The sequence below is a fragment of the Neptuniibacter sp. 1_MG-2023 genome, from assembly GCF_030547185.1.
Lineage (GTDB): Bacteria > Pseudomonadota > Gammaproteobacteria > Pseudomonadales > Balneatricaceae > Neptuniibacter.
The window spans coordinates 278870-299017 of the sequence record NZ_JAUOQR010000002.1; the positions used below are offsets into that span (position 1 = coordinate 278870).

Annotated in this window: 18 protein-coding genes; 12 read left to right on the plus strand and 6 right to left on the minus strand. The window is 42.6% G+C overall.

The window, feature by feature from the left end; translation table 11 throughout:
- Positions 1-72: 72 nt before the first annotated feature.
- Together Q4492_RS04010 and Q4492_RS04015 are read right to left on the minus strand one after the other, a co-directional pair.
- Positions 73-2922, minus strand: a complete 2850-nt coding sequence (locus tag Q4492_RS04010; protein WP_303415973.1) for a DUF349 domain-containing protein — start codon at positions 2920-2922, stop codon at positions 73-75.
- 364 nt (positions 2923-3286) lie between these two features.
- Positions 3287-3712, minus strand: coding sequence for a YchJ family protein (locus Q4492_RS04015; RefSeq protein ID WP_303415974.1), 426 nt, complete (start codon positions 3710-3712; stop codon positions 3287-3289).
- Positions 3713-3838: 126 nt separating this feature from the next.
- Here Q4492_RS04015 and sbcB point away from each other — a divergent pair, with 126 nt between their 5' ends.
- Positions 3839-5305: an exodeoxyribonuclease I gene (gene sbcB, locus Q4492_RS04020; protein ID WP_303415975.1), complete on the plus strand. Its 1467-nt coding sequence runs from the start codon at positions 3839-3841 to the stop codon at positions 5303-5305.
- Entirely contained in the window at positions 5292-5780 is a 489-nt protein-coding gene (locus Q4492_RS04025; RefSeq protein WP_303415976.1) for a hypothetical protein, read from the plus strand. Before sbcB ends, Q4492_RS04025 begins: the two co-directional genes overlap by 14 nt.
- Before the next feature lie 46 nt (positions 5781-5826).
- On the opposite strand, the gene Q4492_RS04030 is transcribed toward Q4492_RS04025, so the two are convergent.
- Complete coding sequence (locus Q4492_RS04030) at positions 5827-8676, minus strand: insulinase family protein (protein ID WP_303415977.1); 2850 nt, start codon at positions 8674-8676, stop codon at positions 5827-5829.
- Between the two features lie 190 nt (positions 8677-8866).
- Here Q4492_RS04030 and Q4492_RS04035 point away from each other — a divergent pair, with 190 nt between their 5' ends.
- The 4 genes from Q4492_RS04035 to Q4492_RS04050 are packed head-to-tail and all read left to right on the plus strand — an operon-like array spanning position 8867 to position 12793.
- Positions 8867-9250 (plus strand): DUF6394 family protein, encoded by a 384-nt coding sequence (locus Q4492_RS04035; protein ID WP_303415978.1) that lies wholly within the window; start codon positions 8867-8869, stop codon positions 9248-9250.
- Between the two features lie 37 nt (positions 9251-9287).
- Positions 9288-10982 (plus strand): TrkA family potassium uptake protein, encoded by a 1695-nt coding sequence (locus Q4492_RS04040; RefSeq protein ID WP_303415979.1) that lies wholly within the window; start codon positions 9288-9290, stop codon positions 10980-10982.
- 18 nt (positions 10983-11000) lie between these two features.
- Positions 11001-11897, plus strand: a complete 897-nt coding sequence (locus Q4492_RS04045; protein ID WP_303416071.1) for a DMT family transporter — start codon at positions 11001-11003, stop codon at positions 11895-11897.
- 8 nt (positions 11898-11905) lie between these two features.
- Positions 11906-12793 (plus strand): Tim44 domain-containing protein, encoded by an 888-nt coding sequence (locus Q4492_RS04050; RefSeq protein WP_303415980.1) that lies wholly within the window; start codon positions 11906-11908, stop codon positions 12791-12793.
- Positions 12794-12861: 68 nt separating this feature from the next.
- Here Q4492_RS04050 and yaaA read toward each other — a convergent pair whose 3' ends face one another.
- Together yaaA and Q4492_RS04060 are read right to left on the minus strand one after the other, a co-directional pair.
- The gene (gene yaaA, locus Q4492_RS04055; RefSeq protein WP_303415981.1) at positions 12862-13638 is read right to left on the minus strand and encodes a peroxide stress protein YaaA; all 777 of its coding nucleotides are present in this window, start codon (positions 13636-13638) and stop codon (positions 12862-12864) included.
- 148 nt (positions 13639-13786) lie between these two features.
- Complete coding sequence (locus Q4492_RS04060) at positions 13787-14089, minus strand: hypothetical protein (protein WP_303415982.1); 303 nt, start codon at positions 14087-14089, stop codon at positions 13787-13789.
- A gap of 214 nt (positions 14090-14303) precedes the next feature.
- On the opposite strand from Q4492_RS04060, the gene Q4492_RS04065 reads away from it, so the two are divergent.
- The gene (locus Q4492_RS04065; protein WP_303415983.1) at positions 14304-15581 is read left to right on the plus strand and encodes a tryptophan--tRNA ligase; all 1278 of its coding nucleotides are present in this window, start codon (positions 14304-14306) and stop codon (positions 15579-15581) included.
- A 23-nt stretch (positions 15582-15604) separates the two neighbouring features.
- Entirely contained in the window at positions 15605-16441 is an 837-nt protein-coding gene (locus Q4492_RS04070; protein ID WP_303415985.1) for a sulfurtransferase, read from the plus strand.
- A 13-nt stretch (positions 16442-16454) separates the two neighbouring features.
- Here the strand turns inward: Q4492_RS04070 and Q4492_RS04075 are convergent, their stop codons facing one another.
- Positions 16455-17369, minus strand: a complete 915-nt coding sequence (locus tag Q4492_RS04075) for a LysR family transcriptional regulator (RefSeq protein WP_303415986.1) — start codon at positions 17367-17369, stop codon at positions 16455-16457.
- 128 nt (positions 17370-17497) lie between these two features.
- Here Q4492_RS04075 and Q4492_RS04080 point away from each other — a divergent pair, with 128 nt between their 5' ends.
- Genes Q4492_RS04080 through Q4492_RS04095 form a run of 4 tightly spaced genes read left to right on the plus strand, consistent with a single transcriptional unit; the run spans position 17498 to position 20142 of the window.
- The gene (locus Q4492_RS04080; protein WP_303415987.1) at positions 17498-18457 is read left to right on the plus strand and encodes a MotA/TolQ/ExbB proton channel family protein; all 960 of its coding nucleotides are present in this window, start codon (positions 17498-17500) and stop codon (positions 18455-18457) included.
- Complete coding sequence (locus Q4492_RS04085) at positions 18444-18842, plus strand: biopolymer transporter ExbD (RefSeq protein ID WP_303415988.1); 399 nt, start codon at positions 18444-18446, stop codon at positions 18840-18842. Before Q4492_RS04080 ends, Q4492_RS04085 begins: the two co-directional genes overlap by 14 nt.
- Complete coding sequence (locus tag Q4492_RS04090; protein ID WP_303415990.1) at positions 18839-19267, plus strand: biopolymer transporter ExbD; 429 nt, start codon at positions 18839-18841, stop codon at positions 19265-19267. Before Q4492_RS04085 ends, Q4492_RS04090 begins: the two co-directional genes overlap by 4 nt.
- Positions 19264-20142 carry an energy transducer TonB gene (locus tag Q4492_RS04095; protein WP_303415991.1) on the plus strand — a complete coding sequence of 293 codons (879 nt, stop codon included), beginning with the start codon at positions 19264-19266 and terminating at the stop codon, positions 20140-20142. Before Q4492_RS04090 ends, Q4492_RS04095 begins: the two co-directional genes overlap by 4 nt.
- Positions 20143-20148 lie beyond the last annotated feature (6 nt).

The following is a 20148-nucleotide window of genomic DNA, read 5'->3' on the forward strand; positions in this document are numbered from 1 at the left end:
TTAGCATTTAAAAAAACCCGCTATTTGCGGGTTTTTTTGTATTTGATGATCAGCATTGTATAAATAATGGGTTTAAAAGATATGTTCAAGTTTGCTTTCAAATCTATCATTAAACTCTTCAATATGTGCCGCGAATGGGATGCATAACCATTCATGTTCTAATTGTTTTATTTCCGATAGGTTAAAGGCTTGTTTTTGTTCTGCAAGGGCTTGCTGTAAGCGCTCCATCTGGTACTCCATACGTAATGCTTGATCACATAACGGAGAGGGTTGTGATGAGGCTATCTCTAAACGGATACAGATCTGTCTGAGTTTTTGTTCTTGATCGCTCAGTATGGATTCCAAAGCATCGGGGTTCTTAGCGATTGTAAGCAATGTGGCGAAGCGTTCAGCAATCTCGCGACTCATAGGGTGTTCTGATGTTGTCTCTTGCTCCCAAGCTTGCTGGATGCTTTCTAGTTGTTCCATCGCACATTGATCTAATATGGCGTGCTCTAATTGCTCACAGATTCTCGCTTTACGTTCAAGTGCTATATAAGGCTCTGTTTCAAATGTTCGCAACTCTTCCTGCAGCTGTTGCAGGGCATCTATGGCTGATTGAACGGTTTCTTGATTAAAAGCTGGGACTAAAGAGTTTTGGCTTTCTAGCTCTGTAATCAAAGACTGGGCTTGATCTATCGCAGCTTCTAGGGACTTTACGCTGCAGCCAGAACTTATCATCTCTTTCAGTTGCTGGCAGGCATCATCTAATAATGGCTGGATCGAGTTTGAAGCGGCGTTAGGTTGTTTGCCTTCGTAAAAAGCTTCAAAGATTTGGCTACAATTTTCTCGGAATTGGTTCCAAAGCTTTCGTTCTTGATTGCGTGGAGCAGGCCCAATCGTTTTCCACTGTTGCTGAAGAGACTTAACCGTGTCAGTGGCTTCAGCAAAGTTGTTTGAGTTGAGAAGGCGCGTAGTTTCATCAATTAAGCTTTGTTTTCTGATAATGTTTTCGGCACGAAAAGTTTTAAGTGTTTCTTCACATCTTGACAGGATCAGATCTAAGGTTGCTTGAAGTTTCTTCCCTGGTGCGCGATCAACTGGAGAGTATGTGCGCCAATCTTGTTTAGCTTGGCGGATCTGCTCTTCATATAGCTTCCACTCTTCAGCACTGTCTCCCTCCGGGGGGGATAGCTTGTCTAGCTTTTCGCATATAAGTTCGCGTTGTTTTAGATTGGTAATGCGAAGCTCTTTCTGTTCTGAAAAGTGTTGATCGCAAGGCGCATAGGCGCTATCCGATGCTTTTTTGAAGCGTTTCCATAGTTGTTGCGAGTGTACTGAATCGGTTGCGTCGAGTAGTTTCCACTCTTTCTGTATTCTACGGACTTCATTTGCGCGCTCTTGAACGGTTAGGTCAGAGTCTGACAGAGCTTCCATCTCTTGGCATAAGTTTTCTTTCTTAGGTTGAACCGCATAGGCTTGCCAGTCTCGCATCTCTTGTAGTTCAGCACTGAGTATTTTAGCTCTATGTGCTAGGTCGGCTGGTAGGTTGCCATTTAAGCGTTTATTGATCTGTTCAACTTTTTTGATGTATTTGTCTGCGTTACGAATCTCACCCTGTTGGATCGATTCAGTAAGATTATCTAATAGTGTTTTGAACTCATTATGTAATTGAGTTTGCTGATGATCTTTACGATCAATTTTGGTTTGGGCGGAAGCTAAAGCTGTTTCTAATTGGTGTAACTTGGCTGGTTTTTCATGCTGTGTTGGCCAGCTGAGCTTATTCAGTAGTTGGCGAGCTTGCTTCGCTTGTTTGTTAAGCGTTACAGGTTTTATATTTTCATCGGTAAGGCTAGAAAGAAACTTCTCTATCTGCTCAGCGGCATTGTTATAGATAGTGTAGCAAGCGATCAAATTTCCAAGCTGAGATTTTATTTTATTAAAGCTTTGTAGTTCTTGTTCGGAGCTGAAAGATTTAAGCGCTTCCCATTGATCGCTTATGGTTTGCAGTTGGTTTTCGACTTCAGCTAGACGGGATTCATCAAGAATGTTTTCTGAGCTCTCTTTAAGTACACAAAGCTCTGAATAAAGATGGTGGCTTTGATTTACTTTCTCTTGTTTGAGAGCTTCTTCTGCTTCTAGCTGTTTAATGCGTGCTTTTTCTGCTGCTAAAATAGCTTCGCATTGCTGTTGATGGGTTTTGAGTCTGGCATTTTGCTCAACACTGGTGTGCTCTGACAACGTTTCGTATTCGCTGATTAGGGAGCATAGCTTAGGGCTAAATAATGGGAAAAAGGCTTGATGGCTCAGCTGTTCTGTATTGTGAATAAGCTGCTCTATGGATGCTTGAATGCGTTGGGCTTCTGCCTTCTCATCTTCTATTGTTTGAAGCTTGTCTCTAGCTGCTTTGAAGACGCCTTTATCTTTGTTGCGTGATGTTTTGCAAATTTTGTTCAGTGTTTCTTCACGGCTAATTCGCTGCGCTGCTTGGATTCTATCCGCAGCTCGCTGACTTTTTTCGGCAATAACGGAAAGGCTATAATCATCGTTTAGCTGTTGAATTGCTTGCTCACGAATCTGTTCATTACTGCTATTTAAAGCAATGTGGGTGAGGAAATTACACTCTGTAATAGTCTTCAGCGCACTGAGCTTTTCATCTAATGAACAGTCTGGGGAAGAGCCTAATATCAGCTGACTAATACGATGCAAAGATTGCTGCTGTATCGTATCAGATGATGTTTTTTTACTGATTTTAATCAATAAGCTGAGACTGTTTAGTTTCTCTATTGCTGCCAAGCGCACAAGCTCATCATTATCTTCCAATGCTAACTGGGATAAGATGGTTTGTGATTGGGGATCAGTATCACGTAATTTTGCAATAGCTTTAATACGTTTGTCTGATTTGCTGTGTTGCCAACTGGGCTTAAAAAATCTTACTAACATAACTTCCTAAACATCTCTGGCAGAGGCGCATATTAAAAAGGTAGATATTCGATGGAGCTCCACCTGCCTTAAGGGCACATATTCTAACGTAGATTTGAAACGCTGACAGCGTTGACATTAACTGAAAAAGCCTAAGTTGCACGATTTTTGGTAAATTTTATACTGCGATAGGGCGTAAAACCCCAGAATACCTGGCTTTGAGGTTAAAAACGGCGTGTATGAAAATCTTTAATAATAATTAAGATAAAGGGTGATGATTCCCATCTTCTTAGGAATGGGTTTACATCGGCCTTGAAATTATTTTAAGGCCGTTGTCATACTGTGCCTAAAGGGGATCTTATCGTAAGTATTAAGCGAGTTAATACTAAGTTTTGACCTCTACTTCCCCATCTACATAAACCCAGAAACCATTTTCTTTTCTGAAATTAGATTTTTCATACAAAGTACCGGTCTGATCTTCAGTTTCAAAGTGTGCTTCAAATTCGACCATGCCGATCTCGTCACTTTTAGTACCTTGATCAGTATCTAAAATTTTTAAACCGGTCCAGTTAGTATATTTAACTTGATCGGCTAAAATTTCAGCATCATTTGGCCCTCGTTTTTCAGGGGCTGTAGTATCAATTAGGTAATCGATAGCGCCTAATGAGAAAGCGCAATAACGAGAGCGCATAAGTGCTTCTGCCGTTGGGGCAGCTTTTTGGCCTTGAACGAGAGGCTCACAGCAATAGGCAAATGGTTTGTTGGAACCACAAGGACATGGTTTCTGCATCGCTTCCTGATGATGTGACATGGGTGAACCCTTAACAGTGAAATGTTAATCTGCATGATAGTGAGTTAATTAATGACATGTTAGTACTTATATAGCTTTAAATCTCGTTCTAACTATCAGATCTGTTGGTTTTTCAAGGATATTTATATGGCTAAGGCGCCTTTGACATTTTTTTGGCACGATTATGAGACTTTTGGTATAGACCCTAAACGTGATTGGCCTGTTCAGTTTGCAGGTATCCGCACAGATGAGAATCTCAATATCATTGAAGAACCTGTGATGTTTTACTGTAAGCCAAGTGACGATCAGCTACCTCATCCCGAAGCGTGTTTAGTTACAGGAATTACCCCTCAGAAAGCGATGGACGAGGGGGTGTGTGAAGCTGATTTTTTTGCTCAGATTATGGAACAATTAGGGCGGCCAGGTACGTGTGGTGTGGGCTATAACAGCATTCGCTTTGATGATGAAGTGACCCGCTACGGCTTGTATCGTAACTTTTATGATCCTTATGCTAGAGAGTGGCAGAATGGATGTTCCCGTTGGGACATTATCGATATGCTGCGATTAACTCGCTCCCTGAGACCGGAGGGGATTAATTGGCCCGTTTATGAAGATGGCTCGCAGAGTCTTCGTTTAGAGGATCTGACTAAAGCGAATAATATAGATCATGGGCACGCCCATGATGCTCTATCGGATGTGTACGCCACTATAGCTATGGCAAAGCTGGTGCGTGAGAAACAGCCTAAACTCTTCGATTATCTACAAAAGAATCGTTCAAAACAGGCAATTCAAGCTCAACTGGATCCTATTAGCCATAAGCCAGTATTACATATCTCCTCACGTTACCCAGTCCAACATGGCAATGCAGCTATCGTCGCGCCGCTAGCAACCCATCCTGTTAATAAAAATGGGGTGCTAGTTTGGGATCTACGCTATAACCCCGAGCCTCTAATGAGCTTGCCTGTAGAGGAGATTCGTCGGCTTTTATATACCAAACATACTGACTTAAATGAGAATGACCCTAAAATAGCGCTCAAGCAGGTGCATGTTAATAAGTGTCCAATTATTGCCCCCGCGGGGATGTTAAATAAGGATGAAGCCGCAAAATTAGAGATCGACGGTGATACGTGCCGTACTCATCTGCAAATGTTGAGAAATTTTACTGGTCTTTCCAGCAAGATTGCCGATATCTATAGTGAGAGTCCATTTGAGGCTGAAAGTGATCCCGATATGATGCTGTATAGCGGTGGTTTTTTCTCACCAACGGATCGTAAATTAATGGATCAAGTGCGGATGGCAAGTCCGAGTGAGCTAGCAGAGATCGATCTGCCTTTTCAGGATGGCCGCTTGGAGGAGATGTTGCTGCGTTATAAAGCACGAAACTGTCCATCTGTGTTGACCCATGAAGAGCAGATGCAGTGGGAAAGTTATAGAAGACGGAAGTTGATCAAAGGCGAAAATGGTCATTTGACGATGGAGCAGTTCTATAATCGTTTAAATGAACTCTATACAGAGCATAATCAGGACGAAACTAAACAGCATATACTTGAAGAGTTATCGGTTTATGCTGAGGCTATTTATCCGATGGAAGAGGAATTTGATGAAGCCTACTAAGTGGCTTATACCTATTTTTTTGACGAGCACGAGCGTTTTTTCTCCATGGGGACATGCCAAGGAAGAGTTTTTCTCGACCCTAGAATATAAAGTGACGTCACCCAAGGGGGATTTTTACGGTACGGTTGATGGTGAAACTGCTTACCGTAATTGGCAGCGAGGGGCGTTTGATCGAGAGCAGATGGTTGAGATTCGCCCTAAAGAGTTGCCGAGTGATCTTCCGCCTGCTGTCGTGGTGCATTTTGCTGAAAATAATATAAATGATAGCGCGAAGGGTCAAGTTAAAGCACCGATTTTAACGGGCGAAGAAAAGGTCTTTATGCGTATAGCTAAAGATGAGCAGCGGGCGCGGTGTGTGTTATTAGGGCAAAAATGTGAGGCCTTTTTGAAGCCAGAAGATACTGATTCGGTTTACTATAGGCCGATTGAAATGCAGCAGAAAAACAGGAAAGTTATTACGCCTGAGGAAAAATAAGAGGACACTTAGTTGTAGTAGCTTAGTATCCTCTTATTCTGAGACTTTAAGCCTCAGGTACGTTTACATGTTGAGCTTTTAGTTGATTGAATAGTTCACTGGCTGTATTCGGTTTCTCTGGAGCGTCTAAGGTGAATTTCTTACCTGTATTACTCACAATTAAACGTCGATTTTGAAGTGCGTTAAAACACTCAACAAGCTCATTTAACGTTATTTTCTCGACCGATTCAGCTAAGCGCTCACGTGTATCAAAGTTGGTTTCCTGCCAATCCAATTCTCTCCAATAGCGATTGGTTTGTGCCGACAGTGTATTATCTTTACGGGTGATGCGAGAGATTACACTACGCTTAAATTGGGAGAGATCCTGATCGCTAACCTCTAGTAACTTCTGATCCCATTCATCCAGAAATTGATCGATATTCTTTTCTAAGGTATGCGCATTTGCGATTGGAGATTGAACAATAAACGCTATAGCGGGTGTTTTGTTCATCTGTAATGAGGTGGCAAAAACAATATAACCTAACTGTTTTTCTGTTCGGATCTGATTGTAGAAAGGGGAGGCCAGTATCTCAGTTAATAAAGAGATTTCTGCTCTTGTTTTAACGCTGTTTGATTCCCCTTGTAGCAGCATGGAGATCGCTGAGTCGTTGTGATTAATAGTGAGACTTTCTTTTATCGCTGGGCCTTTAGGTATCTGTGTTACTTCAACCGAGGGAACGGCCTGAGGTTTTTCTTTTAGCAGTTTTTCTTTAATCAATGCACCCATTGATATTGCAGTGGCTTTATCCAAGTTTCCGTGTGTTAAAACCTTTAGTCGCGGTGCGGCGGTTAGTTTGGTCGCAAATGCTTTCAGTGTATCTAAATTTACGTTTTTCAGTGCCGTTGTTTGGCTGTGGTTATCCCATTGCGGTAGTAGGAGCTCATATAGACGTCCGGTGGTTTGGTTATATGGCTTATCTTTACGTGCATTAGCTAAACTGTCAGCGTATTTTTTCTTGAATATTTCAAAGCGTTCGGCTTGAAAGTCAGGTTTTTGAATCGCGTTGATAACACTGCTTAATAACAGATCTAATTTGTCGTTGTAGCCTGATAATCGAACAGTGAAACCTTTCATATGCGGGTATATTGTCGTACTTAATCCAGCAAGATGAGCATCATAAAGTGTTTCATTAAGCTGCTCTTGTAATAGCTCGGTATAAAGTTTATTCATGGTCCAGTTTTCGGGGCTGGCATTAGCGATCGGTGTTTGTAATGTGAAATAGAGATCGGCTTGTGGGATGTTAAAACTGGTTTCTGTTTTGTGCCACAGGCTAAAACCTTCGCGACTGTCGATCTCTTGTGGAATAGTTGCCGTTCCTTGAGTGGTTAATAATTCTAAATCTTCAGCAATAAATGGATTAGGCGCTCTGACCGTCATCGCAGGGTCAATTTTATCAACTTGTAGTTGTGCCAACATGTCTGTCGTAAAAGGAATTTCAGTATAAGGAACATGGTAATAATGTTCTATTTTACCGGTTTGTTCTTTATTAGATTTCAAACTTAATAACATGTTTTCAGGGGTCAACCGATTTAAAAATGTCTGGATCAGTTCTGGATCAAAGTCAGCAAATAGGTAATTAGCTGAGATCGCCAATTCGGTTGGAAAGCGCTGCATCTGGCTCGCTAGACTGCTGACTAGATGAATCGGCTCAGCTTGTTCTTGGAAACGAAAAGCTATTTCACTGAGTTGTTTTTCTTCTTGATAAAGGGTCGCTTGAACCCCTTGCTGTTTAAGAAGTTCGATGTATTGGAAGACCGTTTGCGTTACCGCTAGGTATTGCTCTTCCCCCTTATCCGTTAGCTGAATATTGATCATCACGCTGGATTCAGTAGGTAGATCGTGCCCTTGAGATGCGGAGAGTCCCGTAGCCCAACCCTTCTCCTTAAGGAAGGAGAGGAGACTTCCTTGGCCCTCATAACCCATTAAACTGCTAATGTAATAGATAGGTTTGGCTTTCCAATGGCTACGTGTCTCTGGGGTTGGAAATGTCAGCGTTAGGGAATGGATATCTTTAACCGTTTGAATGTTAATTTGTAGTGGCAGCTTAGACTGATCAAACAGCGGCGCGTTAGTTTTGAACTCAGTCACTTGCCTATTTTTTACCGGCGAGAATTTACTGCGAACGAGTGCTTCTAACTGGTCAAGAGGTTCCTTCCCTAGCACGACTAAGGTCATTACATTTGCTGAGTAATACTGATTGTAGAAGTCGATAAGTTCGTCGCGGATCGGGCGGGTTTTATCGTTATGTAACGTCTCTAAATTACCAACAGCAAAATGGTTATAGCTATTTTCTTGATTCATTACCTGTTTGGTTGCGGCATAAATGCGGCGATAGTCATCTTTTATTTTGGCTTTGTATTCGGAATGGACCGCATGGCGCTCACGATCGACGTACTTCTCATTAAAAAGCGGAGCGATAAAAAATTGTGCGAAGCGATCAAGAGCCGGTTCCAAGCTATCAGAGGTCACGTCAAAGAAGTAATTTGTATTCTCTTGTGATGTATAAGCGTTATGACCGCCGCCATGGGAACGGATATAGTTTTGGTATTCATCTGCTTCAGGATATTTTTCAGTGCCTAAGAACAGCATATGCTCTAAAAAGTGAGCAAGACCTGCACGATCTTTTGGGTTTGCGCTTGAGCCAACAGCCACGTTCATAGATGCGGCCGCTTTATCAGTTTCAGGATCGGAGATAAGTAAGACTCTGAGCTGGTTGTTTAAGGTTAGAGCGGAATATTGTTTAGGATCAATTGGGCTCTTATCAACCTCTGCATAGAGATTTGTCGACAATAGAAGACAACTTATAAGGGCGAATAAAAAAGGGGCTTGTACTCGTTTAATTGAAGCTAACAACATATAACAACGCCTTATTTTGCTTACACTAAAGAAAAAACAGTTACAGATAAAATTAAGTGACCAAGAATAGCGGCTAGGGTTCCCAGTGGAAAGTAGGTTTTTATGCAGTTGAAGTGATCTCGATGGTATTAACTACTGCCAGTGTTACAATCATCACAACTATTATCGTTCAGTTTGCAGGAAGGATGCTATGAACAAAGAGAAGGTTATTTTCGCATTTTTCATCGTATTAGCGTTAACACTTAATTTTGGCTTTTTCATAGGAGATCTGACTGATCCCGAACATCATAATGTTTTTGAGTTTTTTGCGGCGCTTGTTGTAAGTTTAATCTGTACGGTCATTAAGTTTGGTGATCGAACTCATCTTGGTGCTCTAATGCTGGCAACCTCTTTGGTTGTTGATCTACAGCTTATTGTTGCTGCGGGTGTTTGGGGGTATGCAGAGCATATTAGTGGTACAGGAATGGATCCGTCTACGATGTCGAGCATTATTTCGCTGAGTGGCGGTGCATTACTCGCCAATATTATTTCAGTGGTCTTGCTGGTGGTCGAAACGGCTTTATTGCGTCGTTAATGGTGTTTACGTTTAATGGTGATGTTGAGTATTCACGATGAATAATGTGATCTACCTTTTTTTGCGGCGCTTAAAAACGCCGCTGATTACGATGATCGTGGTGTACTCCATATCGATCTTAGGCTTTGTATTAGTTCCAGGCCAAGATGATCAAGGCAATGTTTACCATATGGATTTTTTCCATGCGGTGTATTTTGTCTCCTTTATGGGCTCCACGATTGGTTTTGGTGAGATCCCTTATGCGTTTACCGCTGCCCAGCGCATGTGGACGTTATTCTGTATCTACGCAACGGTTATCTCTTGGTTATACGGCATAGGTACAGCACTAGCCCTGTTACAAGAACCTATATTTGGTCGTATGCTTCGCCGCCGCTCATTTACCTCCACTGTAAAAAAGATGAATGAGCCTTTCTATTTGGTCTGTGGTTATGGTGTGACAGGGCGGGTTGTTGTTCGTCAATTGGTTAAGCGAGATGTTCGGGTTGTGGTATTGGATATTGAACCTGATCGGATTGATGAGTTAGAAATGGACGACCTTTCCATTTCAGTACCGGCTCTTTGTGCCGATGCTTCGTTGCCTGACCTCTTAGATGCGGCAGGATTGCAGCATGAGAAATGTATAGGGGTGATGGCGCTGACGAATGATGATCACGTTAATCTATCTATAGCGATTGCCAGCAAGCTTTTGAGCCCTGATCGTATGGTTATTAGCCGCACCGAATCGGATATAACAACTTCTAATTTACACTCGTTTGGGACCGATTTAGTGGTCGATCCGTTCCGCACTTATGCGCAATATCTCTCTTTAGCCGCGCATGAACCGTATATGCATCTGGTGTATGACTGGATACATAACCCTTTCCATCGACCACTATCAAGTGTGTATCAACGTACGAAAGGGCGTTGGATTATCTGTGGCCATGGACGGTTTGGGCGCGCACTCTATCGAGCGTTTGATGAGGGAGAGGTCGATCTGACGGTAGTGGATGTAGATGCGGTGAGTATCGAGGATATTCCACATCAGGTAACCGGTGTTGGCACGGAAGCGAGTACTTTGCTGGAAGCGGGAGTCATGGATGCGGTTGGTATTGTGGCGGGTACCCCTAATGATGCAGATAACCTATCGATTATCATGACCGCACGAGAACTGAATCCAAAGATTTTGACGGTTGTTAGGCAGAATATCCATGAAAATAGCTTAGTCTTTAAAAATAGCCGTGCTGATTTTGTGATGGAGCAGGGACGTATTATTGCTAACCGTGTTTTGGCTCATCTCAAATCGCCTTTAGTTCCTATATTTATTGAAGAGATGCAAAACCGTTACGATGATGTATGGGCGCATACATTAATCAACCGTATGAGTAGTGTTGTTGGCCAGAATGAACTGGATTGCTGGGCTTTTGTTGTAGGCGAAGAGGAAACACCTGCTTTAATAGAGGCTTCACAGCAAGGGATTGAATTAAAGTTATCCCTGTTTTTTAAAGATCCTCACGATAGGAAACGGAACCTACACGCGTTTCCTTTAATGCTTCGTCGTGGCGAGTTGGTCGATATGTTACCAGGTGAATTGGATATTATTCAGCCGGGGGACGAAATCTTAGTCTGTGGGCTAAATAAGGCAAACAAGCGTATGCAATGGACGGTGAATAATTATAATGTATTGCACTACATTTTAACGGGGAACGATGCGAATAATAATTTGCTATCTCGGTTCCTACTAAAATATTTTTAATGGTGTGAGGCGTTTCTTCTGGCTTATTTTCTTCTTGTTTTAACCACGCTTTTTTGGGCGGGTAACTTCGTTTTGGCCCGTGCCTTTTCGGTTGATATTTCCCCTGTCACTTTAGCATTTATTAGGTGGTGCTGTGCGCTGCTGATTCTATTGCCTTTTGCTGTGCCTGCAATCTATCGTCATCGCGGTATTATTCTTAAGCATTGGCCTATACTTGTGTTTCTAGGTGCTTTAAGTGTTGGTAGTTTCAATACCTTAGCTTATATAGGTCTGCAATCGACAACTGCCTTAAATGGCACTTTAATGCAATCAACTATGCCGATTATGATTCTATTATTAAGTACTATATTTCTACGTGAAGCGGCATCAATGAAGCAGTGGTTAGGGGTTTGTCTCTCATTGATGGGGGTCTTGCTACTTGTCTGTCAGGGGCAGTTATCGATTTTAAAAACCTTAAACTTCAATGTAGGTGATCTTTGGATCATAACCGCGATGTTCATTTGGGGGGGGTATAGTGTCGCCCTGCGCTGGAAGCCAAAAGAGATGAGTGGCTTTGCCTTTTTCTCCGTGACTCTGGTTGTTGGGATCATCTGTTTAGCACCTTTTTCGTGGTTGGAAACACAAAATCAGCCACCGATCGAATGGAATCAAGATCTCTATTTATTAATAGCGTATTTGGCGGTGTTTCCCTCTATACTGTCCTATCTTTTTTGGAACTATGGGGTAGAAAAACTCAGCGCGCAACGGGCGGGTTTATTTATTCATTTGGTCCCATTATGGGGAATGTTGCTTTCTGTTATGTTTTTAGGCGAGCAGGTTCAAGCTTTTCATTTATGGGGTATGACATTAATATTTAGCGGGATCTATTTCGCTGTAATTTCCAGTAATTCATCATCAAAAAAACAACAAGCTTAGGAGTAACGATGCGGACATTTTTTATCACACTGATGGCGGTATTTTTTATTACACTTCCACTCGCAGAAACGGCAGATGCAAAACGTTTAGGTGGAGGCTCATCTTTTGGTAAAAGCTTTTTTTCATCCAAAAAAACACAGCCAGCACCTACTCAAAAACAACCTTCTGCAACCAATACACAAAATAAAGCAGCAGGAACAGCGCCTAAACGTAGTGGTTTTGGTGGCATGATGGCCGGTCTGTTAGCGGGTGGAATTTTTGGGGCTTTATTGTTTGGTGGTGCTTTTGATGGCATTCAATTTATGGATCTGTTGTTGATCGCGGGTGTGATTTTTATTATTTATAAGATTATGTCTATGCGGAAACAATCGAGACCGCAGCAGTCAGCGTATACAAACGGTGCTCAACAATATGAGATAAACCCTCATACACAGCCTATGGAGCGAGAAGCTCGAGCTGATCCTGAAGCTGAGTTCAAACCTATGCCTTCTTTTAGCTCCGGTTGGGGTGAATCAAACGAGATAAAAGTACCAAGTTGGTTTAATCAAACTGCTTTTCTGGCCGGTGCTCAAGAGCATTTTGTGAATCTACAAAAAGCATGGGATGCGAATAATTGGGATGAGATTGAAACGTATACCTCGCCTGAAATGTTTGCATTATTAAAGGCTGAGCGCGCTAAATCTCCAGAGCAACAAACAACGGAAGTTGTTTCAGTAATGGCTGAAGTGGCGAACTTTATTGAAGAAAAAGATGAAGCTATTGTGAGCATCAATTTTTATGGTTGGTTGAAAGAAAACACAGACGAGGCGACTGAGTTCAATGAAACTTGGCATCTATCTCGTGATATGCGCCAACCGGATGCGGATTGGTTTATCGTAGGTATCCAGCAGAACTAATCAATAGATATTTTTAATATGAAAAAGCCAAAGCATATGCTTTGGCTTTTTTGTATATAGTTTGCACTTTATTCTTCGTGATCTCGAATAAAGGTCCAGTTATCTCCCTCTGACATGCTTTCTGCAAAGCGATAACCTTCTATATCAAAGTTTTTAAGCAACTCAGGATCTTCGATCTGGTTTTGGATGATATAGCGGGTCATTAAGCCGCGTGCTTTTTTTGCATAAAAGCTAATCATCTTATATTGACCATTCTTCCAATCTTTAAAGGCTGGTGTAATGATTCGGCCTTCAATGCTTTTCTCTTTAGCAGCTTTGTAATACTCGTTGGAGGCTAAATTTACTAGTACAGGGGTGTCGCTGCTGGCTAAAGCTTGGTTTAAATCATCGCAGATGGTTGTGCCCCAAAACTCATAGAGATTTTTCCCGCGGCTATTGGCCAGTTTTGTACCCATTTCAAGCCGATAGGGTTGCATAAGATCTAAGGGTTTTAAAACACCGTAGAGGCCGGACAAGATGCGGAGGTGATCTTGGGCAAACTGCAGATCTTTTTCGCTAAGGGATTCGGCATCGAGTCCAGTATACACATCGCCTTTAAAAGCTAAGATAGCTTGTTTGGCGTTGTCAAAAGTAAACTCGGGTTGCCATGATTCATAACGAGCTACGTTTAAGCTAGCCAGCTTGTCACTCAGTTTCATTAACTCAGCAATATCTTGGACAGAAAGTTTCTTTAAGTCGTCGATCAGCTCCTGTGAGTGCTCAACAAAACGGGGCAGTGTATGACTACGGGTGATAGGTGCAGTTTCGTAATCAAGAGTTTTTGCGGGGGATACGACAATCAGCATAGGAATCAGTCTGTATTAAATAAAAATATTATTGAGATCATAACCTTCTACGCGAGTACAAAAAAGGCCATTTTTTACAAGGTCTTTTACAACGCTGCCAATTAGGTTCATTGCTTAACGCAACACTGCATCCAACTCATCGATTAGCTTAGAGAGGTTCTGCTGTATCGCGATTGGAAGCAGATTTTTTATTTTGATAAATAGTATGGGCTAATACGCATAATGCCGTACCGATACAGACCAACAGAGCAGGTATGAGTGCATTATCAAATTTGCCAACTACCTTCATTATAGCTCCAGAGAAGAGTAGCCCACCAAATAGACATAAAATGCCTGACATTACTGAGGTAACTATATTGTTTATATTGTACTCAGTTTGACGGTATATATACCATCCAATGCTGGAAAGTACTGCGGCAAGGGTGATCCAAGAAGCGATTGATTCGGTCATAATTATCTCGAAAATATTATTATTGTCTGATGCTTTTTAGCACTTTACCTCAAGTGAGGTCATCACGACATTATATTGATAGTCCAATGGCTAGGGATTGGGCGAAATCAATAAAAATTTTCGGTATTATACTCAGCATTCAAATGGTTTAACGGCCATGCTGCCAAAAATAAGCCTATTTCAGGCAGATTCAGGTGTAAGAGACGATAATTAAATGGAAAAGAAAACGGTTCTAACGGGTATCACTACAACAGGCACACCGCATATTGGTAATTATTTAGGTGCAATAAAACCAGCTATTGATTTGAGCCGTGGTGACACCTACAACAATTTTTATTTTCTTGCGGATTACCATGCGTTAATTAAGTGTCATGATCCTGAGCGTGTTGCTCAATCTACACGTGAAATTGCCGCCACCTGGTTGGCTTTAGGTTTAGATACAGATAAGGCAACGTTTTATCGTCAAACAGATGTGCCTGAAATTACAGAGTTAACATGGATCTTAACCTGCATGTGTTCAAAAGGGCTGATGAACCGTGCTCATGCTTACAAAGCGTCTGTCGATGCGAATCGTGATGCCGGTAATCCGGACCTTGATGACGGCGTGACTATGGGGTTATTTAGCTATCCAATATTGATGGCAGCGGATATCTTGATGTTCAATGCTGACCTTATTCCTGTAGGTAAAGATCAGATCCAGCATATAGAGATGGCACGTGATGTAGCGGGCCGCTTTAACCATACTTATAAAAAGTTATTTACTCAGCCAGAAGCTGTTGTGGATGAGCAAACTCAGCTTATTCCGGGCCTAGATGGCCGCAAAATGTCAAAAAGTTATAATAATACGATCCCTCTCTTTGGCACAGCGGATGAGTTATACAAGTTGATCAAGCAGATCAAAACAGATACCCGTGAGCCTGGTGAACCTAAGGACGCAGATAGCAGCACCCTCTTCCAACTTTATAATTGTTTTGCTAATGAGCAAGAGAGCTTGGCGTTGCGTCAGCAGTTTGAGAACGGTATTGGGTGGGGTGATGCGAAGAAAGAGTTATTTGAATTTTTAGACAGTAAGTTGTCCGCGCCACGTATTCTATATAACGAATTAATGAATGATCTTGGCAGTGTCGAAGAGGTTCTGCTTAAAGGCGCTGATAAAGCTCGTGCTGTTGCTGCACCAATGCTTGAACAGGTTCGCATTGCTGCGGGTATTCGCCCATTAACTTATGTGGCAGAAGAGCAGTCCGAAGAGAAGCAGAAAAAAGAGAAATCAGCTGAAGCGATTGCTCGTGCAGAAGAGGGGCGTCGTCGTGGCATTTTGATGCAATTAAAGCCGCTATTGGCGCGTGTTGAGTCTGCGGATGATAAAGCATCAGTTGCACAAGAGATTGTCACTGACAAAATGGCTGAAGTAGAGAGCTTAAAGAAAAAAGCAAAACAGAAGGCACAGAATGAGCTGGACGTTTTACAGGAAGAGCTTGCAGCGTATCTTTAACTGCAGAAACAAAGAGAGGGAATATGTACACCACTATTATTAGCGGGCCCGATTTAAAAGAGCACCTGTCTAAGGACTGGGTTGTTTTTGATTGCCGGTTTAATTTAGCGGACACTAGTGCAGGCGAAGCGGCCTACATAGCTGGACATATTCCTGGTGCTACTTATCTTCATTTGGATAACGACCTTTCATCTAAAGTTACCCCAGAAAGTGGCCGACACCCGCTTCCGGATATGGAGCAGTTAGTTTCGCGGCTAGCCAAAGCAGGAGTATCTAATAACTCTCAAGTTATTGTTTATGACGATTGTGGCGGTGCTATGGCTGCCCGTGCTTGGTGGTTGCTCGGTTGTTTAGGCCATAAAAAAGTCGCTGTTTTAGATGGTGGCTATGCTGCATGGTTAAATGCGGGTGGCGAAGAAAGTCAATTTAGGGAGCCGGGTACAGAAGGCGACCTTTCTGGACAGTTTCAACCTGAATACAGTTTAACGGTTGATCAGTTGCAAACCGAGCTGTCTCAAAACTCGATCAGTTTAGTGGATGCGCGGGGGGAAGAGCGCTTCCGTGGTGAGGTTGAACCTATTGACCCCGTTGCTGGCCATATTCCAGGTGCTGTTAATCGTCCTCTTACAGATAACCTTGACCAAGGTGTGTTCAAATCTCCAGATCGTTTGCGGGCTGAATGGCAATCGATAATAGGAGATCTGGCACCTTCGCATGTTGTTCATATGTGTGGTTCTGGTATTACTGCATGCCATAATCAACTAGCGATGACGATTGCTGGCTTAAAAGGTAGCCGTATTTATGCTGGGTCATGGAGTGAGTGGATTCGTAACCCTGAACGGCCTGTGGCAACAGATTAGCTGTTCAAGTTGATTATTCGGCTTGTTCGACTAGCCCTCTTAACCAGCTGCAAGCTGGATCATGATGGCAATGGGCATGCCAATAGAGGCGGTGTTCTATCTCCGGTAACTGAATCTCTTTAGGTAGATTTTGATAGGTTAAGGTTCTCCCTTTAATGAGTTGCTGTGCGATCACTTCAGGCATAGTGACAATAAGGTCACTTTGTTCGCAGAAGTTAGCAGCTACTTCAAAACTCGGCAAAACGGCGGCCACATTGCGTGACTTATCTAAGCGTTGCAGGCTCTGATCAATAAAAGTGGTTCCTCTTCCTGTTAAAGCTGTGTAACCGTGATTAGAGGCTAGATAACGATCTAATGTTAGCGTTTCCCTTGCGAGAGGGTTTGAACATCTCATCAAGCACACCATCTGCGAACTTTTTGATAAAAACTTCATATAAAACTGATCTAACCCTTTATCTGGAGTTAAGCCACTCATTACGAAGTGAATCTGTCCTGATGCTAACAAGTCAAAAGGGTTTTCCGATTCTCCTAGTACCTCTAAGCGTAGATTCGGTGCTTGCTGATGTAGCTTTTTAAATAATGCAGGCATAAAGAGCTGAACCTCTAAAGGGCCAGCGTATATGCGGATTGTCTGTTGACATGAAGCGGGTTCAAACTGCTTATCCGTCAGCATTGATTCGATGTTATCAATAACACAGTTAAGATTGCTTGTAATTCTTTCAGCGCCCGCTGTCAGAATGTAACCCGACTGGGTGCGTGCCAGCAAGGGATCATTAAATATTTCCCGTAGCTTCTTTAAATCCCTGCTAACTTTCGATTGGCTTAAATTCAGCCTTTGCGCAGCCCGCGTGACGTGCCTTTCTTCCAGTAGGGCTTGTAGTACACGTAACAGGCTCACATTCAATGCAGTAACATTCACATTTTGCATAACTATTATTCCAATATCGCCTTTTATAAAGCTAACAAGTTCACGTACTATCCCGCCGAAACAAAGCGTTAATCTTAATGCGATTGTAAATGATAATTGTTAATGTTTGTACTGAAAATGGTATTTGAATGAACTCAAGCACAAATTCAAGCATAGAAAATCATGACATAAGCCCTAATGGGGGAGCTGTAGAGATTCCAGCTACAGAGGTGGTTGATGCATCGGTTCATTCTGAAATAGTCCAAAGTGCAGGCGGTAAGGTTCCTTCCTTGGACGCTTCAGCTACTGAGGTGCTGAAAGAGGATGCAGCTAATGCAGATTCTTTGTTAGATATAGCAGAGGATGCATCTACCCTTGGTCTGCCGGGGAGTGAGGTGTCTGCCACTAATACTCTGTTGCCTGATACTGGGTTAGACCAACTGGATTCATTAATACAGATGTTGGATGTAGGTGGGCCTGTTGTCTGGATCTTGATCATTTTATCTATAGTTTCGGTCACCATTACACTGCTCAAACTATGGCAGTTTGCTGTGCTGCGACCTGAAAAAACTGATCTAGTTAATAAAGGTTTAGAACATTGGAAGGCGGGGAACGCCGCGTTTGCCATAAGTGCGCTTGAGGGTGCTCGCCCAGTGCCTAGTATTGTTCGCTCTGCTATGTGTGGTTTGAGTGAGGGTAAAGATCCGCACATGTTAAAAGAGGAGCTAACACGACGTGCGCAGGGTTATGTTAATCAACTGACTGCGTTGCTTCGTCCATTGGAATTAATAGCGAACTTGAGCCCTCTACTCGGTTTGATGGGTACTGTATTAGGAATGATTGTAGCTTTTCAGCAGATGGAAGCTGCCGGGAGTCAAGTTGATCCAGCGGTTCTGTCTGGTGGTATTTGGCAAGCGCTACTGACAACGGCTGCAGGTTTGGCCGTTGCTATTCCTGTTGCTGCAATCCATAGCTGGCTTGAGCGTAAAGCTGAGCGCTCTGCTTGGTTGTTAGATGATGCGGTAACACAAGTATTTACCTTTTATTTTAATCCCTTAGTGGCTGTGCCTAGTGATACGAGAGCGGATGCTGGTTGTGTTGCTGAATAATATCGCCCCGAGGAAAAAAACTATAAGCATCACCCCATTGATCGATGTGGTTTTTATCTTGTTGCTGTTTTTTATGTTGTCATCAACCTTTAGTCAAAAGAAACAGCTCGAAATAAAACATGCCACTTCAGGTGCTTCACAGGTTGAAGCTGAGGTGGTCCGGATTGTTTTACAACCTAAAGGGATCGTTGAGGTTGATGGTGCTCAATATATTGTAGGCGAGCAAAGCTTTATCCAATTGCTCAATACTCTGGTTGAAAATGATAGTCATGTGAGTTTATCCGCTGGGGCGAATGTCAATATTCAAAAGGTTATCGAGTTAATCGATATGAGCTATCAGGCCGGTATTACTCAGCTGAATTTAAGTGAGTCTGTTGAATTATGATTTTAACAGATGCTACTAAAAAGCAGAGTCGCCCCAAGCGCCAGCTCGATGACAGTATGGTTCCGGCAATTAACATCGTTTTTTTATTGCTGATCTTCTTCATGATTGCCGGCCATATAGAGGCAAGAAATGCAGATTTGCAGATTCCCGCTTCAAGCAGTGAAGGTGGACTTGTTGCAAGAGATATAGAGATTCAGATATTGCTGAATGGCGATCATTACCTCAATGGTCAAAAGATAGATAAGCCATTGCTTGAATCTTTGCAGGCGTTAGAGTCCTCAGCGGAACCTATAGTGATCTCAGAGGAATCTATAGTGACCTGCCATATAGATCGTAACTTGCCTTTCTCGGCATTAGATCCGGTCTTAAGCGCTGTTCGTCAACTAAAAATTAAGCGTTTGCAGATAGCGACTGAACATAAATGATGATAGCTAAAAAACAGGTATTACTCTGCCTAATAGTCGCGGTATTTATCCATATAGCGTTAATAACGCCTTGGATTTTAGGTGAAGATAGCGAAGGTGCAATCGCTGAAGGGCAGGATGGTTTGTTGGTCAGTGTCGGTATTGCAGGCAGTTTCACTGAAACTGCAGAAGTGCGTGATGAGATCGTTGAGAGCAATTTAGTCGAAGAAAAAAACAGCGATAAGCCTGATCTAGAAAAGGAACAAGAGCAAGAAGAAGTAGTTGAACCAGAGCCGGTTGTTGAAGCGAAGCAGGAGGAAATCGTTGAGCCAGAGCCAGTTGTTGAACCTGAGCAGGAAGAAACGATTGAACTTGTACCAACGCCGAAACCAAAAACAAAAAAAACGCTCAAGCAAGAACCGGTAAAACAGCCGGAGAAGAGACCTGATATAACAAAAAAACCTCAGCCTCAAAGTGAATCCACTAACGATCTTAAGGCAAAAGAGGCAGATAGCAGCGCAAAATCAACACCGATTGCAACTAAAGCAACGGGTGTTGGAACGCGTGTAGAAACGGGTGGTAATCCAGCAGCAAAGCAGAGCTATTTAAGCAAAGTTTTGCTGCGCATTGCACGGGTTAAACGTTACCCACGCAGTGCTCGAAAAGATGGAGTCACCGGTACGGTAGTGGTTAGTTTTGTGATTCAGAAAAATGGTCGGGTAAAAAGTTCGAGAATCGTCACAAGTTCAGGTGATTCTCGGCTGGATAAGGAAGCAACAGATATGCTGCTGCGAGCAAGTCCATTCCCGAGCATTCCTTCTGATCTAGGTGAGGGCCCACTAGATTTAACACTACCGATTGAATTCTCATTGAACCCAACACGTAAGTTATTTTAAGGACAG